The 353-nt window shown below is 48.7% G+C and carries 1 protein-coding gene; it reads right to left on the reverse strand.

The window, feature by feature from the left end; all coding sequences use genetic code 11:
• Positions 1-353 (reverse strand): condensation domain-containing protein (locus G9G53_RS25815; protein WP_165150896.1); only part of this gene is annotated, 353 nt, incomplete at both ends.

A 353-nucleotide genomic window follows, 5' to 3' on the forward strand; every position in this document is an offset into this window, starting at 1 on the left:
TCCAGACTGCACAGAATGCCTTCTGGCTGCTCCACTGCATCTAAAGTCAGATCAAACTTGGCCGTATGATTTTCCAGCGGATACGAATTCAGGGTCAGACCTTCCAACTGCAACGCCTGCTGCTCCAAGGTTTTCAACTCAAACATCGTGTCAAACAGCGCATTTCGGCTCGTATCCCGCGTCAAATTCAGCTGTTCAACCAGTTCTTCAAAAGGATAGTCTTGATGCTCATAAGCACTGAGCGCATGCTCCTTCACCTCTTGCAGATAATCCAGAAACGTTTTGTCGCTGGACGGATAATTGCGAATCGCCAGCGTGTTAATGAAGACACCCACCAGATTACTGAGCTCCGC

This window comes from Paenibacillus sp. EKM206P (assembly GCF_011066155.1).
Lineage (GTDB): Bacteria > Bacillota > Bacilli > Paenibacillales > Paenibacillaceae > Paenibacillus > Paenibacillus polymyxa_D.